This window comes from Streptomyces flavofungini, assembly GCF_041028215.1.
Lineage (GTDB): Bacteria > Actinomycetota > Actinomycetes > Streptomycetales > Streptomycetaceae > Streptomyces > Streptomyces flavofungini_B.
Window position 1 is genome coordinate 1 of sequence record NZ_JASKYR010000543.1, and the last position, 6,067, is coordinate 6,067.

General features: G+C 75.0%; 3 protein-coding genes. All 3 read left to right on the plus strand.

Annotated features, from left to right (window positions below):
- Positions 1 to 888 (plus strand): hypothetical protein (locus tag AB8Z36_RS29205; RefSeq protein WP_369216387.1); only part of this gene is annotated, 888 nt, incomplete at its 5' end.
- Positions 885 to 4,886 carry a type VII secretion protein EccCa gene (gene eccCa / locus AB8Z36_RS29210; RefSeq protein WP_369216388.1) on the plus strand — a complete coding sequence of 1,334 codons (4,002 nt, stop codon included), beginning with the start codon at positions 885 to 887 and terminating at the stop codon, positions 4,884 to 4,886. The genes AB8Z36_RS29205 and eccCa, both read left to right, overlap by 4 nt.
- On the plus strand, positions 4,883 to 6,067 hold a 1,185-nt coding region (locus AB8Z36_RS29215), incomplete at its 3' end, for a DUF6177 family protein (RefSeq protein ID WP_369216389.1). The genes eccCa and AB8Z36_RS29215, both read left to right, overlap by 4 nt.

The window sequence follows — 6,067 nt, forward strand, 5'->3', positions numbered from 1 at the left end:
CGTCTCGCCCTCGCCCTCGGCCGTCCCCAGCACGGGGACTCCGCCGTGCGCCGCACCGGGCGTTCGATCCGCGGGCTCGCCGCGTCCGCCGGGCGGGAGAGCGCCGAGCGGACGCGGCTCGCGCGCGAGGTGCAGCAGCCCGTCACCACCGGCCGGGTCATCGCGGTGACCTCCATCCGCGGCGGCGTAGGCAAGTCCACGGTCTCCGCGCTGCTCACCCGCACGTTCAACCACTACCGGCACGACCCGGTGCTCGCCCTGGAGGCCGACGCCGCGCTCGGCACGCTGCCCGTGCGGCTGGGGGCCGAGTCCGTGCGCTGGGCGGCAGCCGATCTCGTCGGGCTCCTCAGCCCGGCCATGCGGCTCACCGACGTCACCGGATACCTGGTGCCCGTCGCCGACGGCGGATGGCTGCTGCCCGCGGGGCAGGGACGCGTCGGCGCGCCCCTCGACGTACCCGTCTACCGCACCGTCACCCTCGCCCTGCGCCGCTACTTCGCGGTGACGGTGGTGGACTGCGAGTCGCTGCCCGGCGAGGTGGCGCGCACCGCGATGGACACCGCCCACGCACGCGTGGTGGTCGCCCCGATGACCGCCGAGGGCGTCAACGGCACCCGCGTGGTCCTCGACTGGCTGGCCAGGCTGCCGCACTCGGCGCTGGCCACCACCGTCGTCGCGCTGAGCGCGAACTCCCCCGACACGACGCTCGACCTGCGGACGGCCACCGCCCATCTGCGGGAGACCGGGGTGGCCGTCGTGCCGCTCCCCTACGACCGGCACCTGGCCCAGGGAGGCCCCATCCACACCCGCATGCTCGGCCGGAGCACCCGGGACGCCGCCGTCCGCCTGGCCGCCGAGGCGATGGGACGGGCGGTGCGGGTGCGATGACCCGGCACCTCGTCCACCGCCCGGCCCGCGGCACCCGGCCCCTCGGCGCCGCTCCGGAGCGCACCATCGAGCCGCCGCCCAACCTGCCCGAGGGCAAGACCGGCAACGCGGCGACCGCGCTGCTGCCGATGGCCGGTGTCATGGGTTCGGTCGTCATGATGACCGTCATCCGCAACAGCCAGTTCGCCGCCGTCGGCGCGATCGTGCTCGTCTTCGCGCTGCTCGGCGCGGTGGCGCTCTTCCTGTCCCAGCGCGGCAAGGCCCAGCGCACCCGCCGCGTCCAGCGCGAGCGCTATCTGGAGTACGTGGAGGAACAGCGCGAGGAACTCGGCGCCGAGGAACGAGAGCTGCGGCGGCAGGCCCGCGTACTCAACCCGCCCCCGGCCGCGCTGTACGACCTGGTGCGCGATCCCGCCAGGCTGTGGGAGCGGCGCCGCCTGGACGCCGACTTCCTGCACGTACGGCTGGGTACCGGTGATGTGCCCGTGCAGCACCTCACCATCGGGCAGAGTGCGGGCAGCGGAGTGCTGACGCCGCCCGACCCCTTCATGCTGAACGAAGCGCGTGCGCTGCGGCACCGGTTCGCCACCGCGGCCGACTTCCCGCTGGTGGCGCCCCTGGACCGCGCGGGCGACGTCAGCATCGTCGGGGACCGGGACGGCGTCCTGCGGGTGGCGCGCGCCCTGCTGATCCAGACCGCGGTGACGCACGCGCCGGACGACGTGGCCATCGCCCTGGGCGTGCCCGAGGACCGGCTCCCGGAGTGGGAGTGGGCGAAGTGGCTGCCGCACGTCCTGGACCCGCGGCGGGACGACGGACCGGTCGCGGCGCGACGGTTCGCCCCTGACCTCGACCAGCTCGCCCGGCAGTGCGCCGCGGACCTGCGCCGCCGCGCCTCCTACGCGGCGGAGGTGCGCCGCGGGCTCGCCGACCGGCAGGCGCTGCGGATGACCGACCGGCTCCTCGTGGTCAACGACTGTCACGGCGCCGCGGCCACCGAACTGGCCCGCCCCGATGCGGCCGTCGGGCTCACCGGCATGGGAGTGACCGTCCTGCACCTGCTCGCCCAGCGGGTGCACGAACCGGATCAGGTCACCGTCCGCATCACGGTCGACGGCGACCGGGTGAGCGTAGAGGACCTGCGCACCCCGGGGGCGCCGCCCGGTCGCGGCACGGCGGACGAGGTGAGCCTCGCGGGCGCCGAGGGCCTGGCGCGCATGCTCGCCCCGCTCCGCCTCTCGGCCGAGTCCGCCGCCGACGGCACCCCGGTCTCCGGCCCGGTGGACTTCCCCGAGCTGCTCGGCGTACGGGACCCCGCCGCGCTCGACCTCGACGCGCTCTGGGCGCCGCGCGGGGAGCGGGACTTCCTGCGCGTGCCCATCGGGCTTGACGACCGGCACGAGCCGGTGCTCCTGGACCTGAAGGAGTCCTCCGAACTGGGCATGGGCCCGCACGGGCTGTGCGTGGGCGCGACCGGTTCCGGCAAGAACGAACTGCTGCGCACCCTCGTCCTCGCCCTCGTCACCACCCACTCCCCCGAAGACCTGGCGCTCGTCCTGGTCGACTACAAGGGCGGCGCCACCTTCGCCCCGTTCACCGGGCTTCCGCACGTCGCGGGTGTCATCACCAACCTGGAGAACCAGGCGGGGCTCGTCGAACGCGTCCACACCAGCCTGGCCGGTGAGGTCAAGCGCCGCCAGCAGGTGCTGAAGGACGCGGGGAACGTCGCCGACATCGGCCACTACGCGGCGCTGCGCGCGAAGCGGCCGGAGCTGGAGCCGCTGCCGCATCTCTTCGTCGTCATCGACGAGTTCGGTGAACTGCTCACCGCCAAGCCGGACTTCATCGACCTGTTCCTCTCCATCGGCCGCATCGGCCGCTCCATCGGCGTGCACCTGCTGCTCTCAAGCCAGCGGATCGAGTCCGGCAGGCTGAAGGGTCTGGAGACCTACCTCTCCTACCGGCTGGGCCTGCGCACCTTCTCCGCCGACGAGTCGCGCACCGTCCTCGACACGGTGGACGCCTTCCAGCTCCCGCCGCTGCCGGGCTTCGGCTATCTCAAGGTGGACACCTCCACGTACGAGCGCTTCAAGGCGGGCTACGTCTCGGGCGCCCACCGCGGGCCCGGCCCGCGCGAGCGGGCGGACCGGGAACCCCTCGCCCTGCCCTACGCCGCCTATACGAGGGGGGAGAACCCGGCGGCGGCCACGCCGGAGGAGTCCCCTGCGCGGGAGCGGGAGACCGGGCCCACCGTCCTGTCGGCCATGGTCGGCCAGCTCTGCGAGGCGGCCCCTCCGGTGCGCCGCATCTGGCTGCCGCCGCTGCCCGGCGCGATCACCCTCGACGCCTGCGCGGGTCCCCTGCGGGCCACGGAGGACGGCCTGCGGCTCACCCTCGCGCCGGGCCCTCTGCGCGTCCCCCTCGGCGTGCTCGACGACCCGGCCACCCAGCGCCAGGAGCCGTGGGTGCTGGACCTGACCGTCGCCGGAGGGCATGCCGCCGTCATCGGCGGCCCGCAGTCCGGCAAGACCACGCTGCTGCGCACCCTCGCGCTGTCCCTCGCCCTGACCCACACCCCGCGCGAGGTCGCCGTCTACGGCCTCGACCTGGTCGGCGGCGGTCTGTCCGCGCTGACCGGTCTGCCGCACGTGGGCGGTGTCGCGGGCCGTGCCGACCGCGAGCGCGCCGCCCGTACGGTCGCCGAGGTCCGCGCGCAGCTCGCGGTGCGCGAGGAGCTCTTCCGCGCGTACGGGATCGACTCGGTCGACCAGCTCCGCCGTCTGCGCGCCCGGGGAAGGCTGACGGAGCTCGGCTCCACCGACATCGTGCTGCTGATCGACGGCTTCGGCGCGCTGCGCGACGAGTTCGCCGACCTCGACGACGGCGTCGCCGACCTCCTCAAGCGCGGCAGCGGGTACGGCATCCACCTCGTCGCCGGGATGCTGCGCTGGAACGACGTACGCATCGCCACACAGTCCATGTTCGGCACGCGGGTCGAGCTGCGGCTCAACGACCCGTCGGACTCCAGCGTCGACCGCAAGCTGTCCGAGACGCTGACCGCCGACACCCCGGGCCGGGTCCTGACCGACGCCAAGCTCTTCGCCCACACCGCCCTGCCCCGCGTCGACGGCCGGCCGGGCACCGGTGATCTGGGCCCCGCCCTGGAGAGTGCCGCACGTACGCTGCGCGCCGCCTGGCAGGGCGAACCGGCCGCCCCCGTGCGGGTGCTGCCCGCGGCACTGCCCGCCGCCAGGCTGCCCTCGCCCGCCACCGAGCCCTCGCGCGTCCCGCTCGGCGTCGGGCAGGACACCCTCGCCCCGGCCTTCCTCGACCTGGCGGGGCAGGACCAGCATCTGCTCGTCCTCGGCGACAACGAGTGCGGCAAGACCAACCTGCTCAGGCTGATCGCCGGACAGCTCATCGACCGGCACGGCGAAAAAGACCTGGTCTTCGGCGTCTTCGACCCGCGACGGGGCCTGCGCGGGGTGGTCCCGGAGCCGTACCGGGGCGGCTACGCGCACAACGCCAAGCTCGCCGCCGGGCTGGCGGCGGGCATCGCGGGCGAACTGGAGAAGCGCCTGCCGGAGACGGCCGATCCGGACGCGGCCGTCGACGGCCCCGCCTTCACCGGGCCCCGGATCGTGATCCTCGTCGACGACTACGACATCCTGACCACCGCGGGTCAGCAGCCCCTGGCGCCCTTCCTGCCCTACGTCTCCGCCGCGCAGGACATCGGGCTGCACTTCGTCGTCGCGCGCCGCGTCGCCGGGTCCTCCCGCGCCCTGTACGAGCCCTTTCTCACGACGCTGCGGGAGAGCGGCGCCACCGCGCTCCTGATGACCGGCGACCGCACCGAGGGCCAGCTCTTCCCCGGCCTCTACGCCTCCGCCCAACCGCCCGGGCGCGGCACCCTGGTCCGCCGGGGCCGACGCCACCAGCTCATCCAGACCGCCCTCGCCGACGGGGGCGACGACACCACGGAGAACCGACACCCGTGACCAAGGACGTCATCGCCCTCACCCCCGGGATGCCCGACCTCAGCACCCTGCTCGCCGGTCTCTTCGCGGGCGGCCCCGACCTGGGCATCGGCTCCCTGGCCGAGGGCGCGGTCGTCCAGCTCTGCGCCCCGAACGGACGCCCACTGGTCTCCGTGGAGGCACCCCTCCTCGTCCAGGTCCCCGGGGAGGCGCGGCGCCTGCTCGGGGCCGACGCGGTGGCTCCCGAGGGGGCGTACTGGTGGACGGAGGCGCGCGCCTCCACCGCGGTCGAGGAGGGTGAACGGCTGGCCGGTTCGTTCGCCGGGCGCGTCGCCGCCGTGCTCGGGGGCACGGTGTGGCCGCCGGGGGCCGCCCACACCGAGGTCGTCCCGCTCACCTCCGGGGCGGCCACCGCGACGACCGCGCCCGAGGCGGCGCCACCGGCCGTCGACGTCCTCACGGACAAGGCCGTCGTCGTCATCCAGGACCGTCCGTTCGTCGCGATGACCAACTGGCTGGCGGACGCCCTGCGCACCGCCGCCGCCGGGGACCGCGCCCTCCAGATCGTCACCCCGCCCGGCGGCACCCGCCTCACGCTCCCCACCCGCACCGCACTGCACGGCCAGCCCCACGCCTGGGTGGTCCAGGACCCCGACTGCGGCTACTACGACGGCCTCTCCGGCGCACAACTGCGGTGGCAGGATGGCCGGTTCGGTCCGGCCCGCGACGCGGAGGGCCGCGTACGCGTAGCGGACGCCTTCCGCCGCGGGGCACCCGTCGCCGCCCCCGAGGACGCGGGCGACGCCTCCGAGGCCTTGGACGGCTTGGACGGCTCCCTTGAGGACCCGGGTGGCTACCTTGGGGATGCGGGCGGCTCCCCCGACGGCCTGGGCGGCTGCCCCGACGGCCTGGGCGGCTGCCCCGACGGCCTGGGCGACTCCCCGGAGGACGCGGGCGGCGCCTCCGAAGCCTTGGGCGGCTCCCCCGAAGCCCTGATCGGCTCCCCCGACGCCCCCGGCGAGCGCCAGTTGGCCATTTCTCTGCGCGCCATCCACACCGCCGACGGTGACCTCCTCCTCGGCCGTGCCCTGGAAGCGGCGTGGCGGGTGCTGACCGGGGGGCCGCCGGCCGGGTGGTCCACCGCCGAACCCATCGCCACGACGCACGTCACCCACACCCCGGCGGGCATCGAGGAACACATC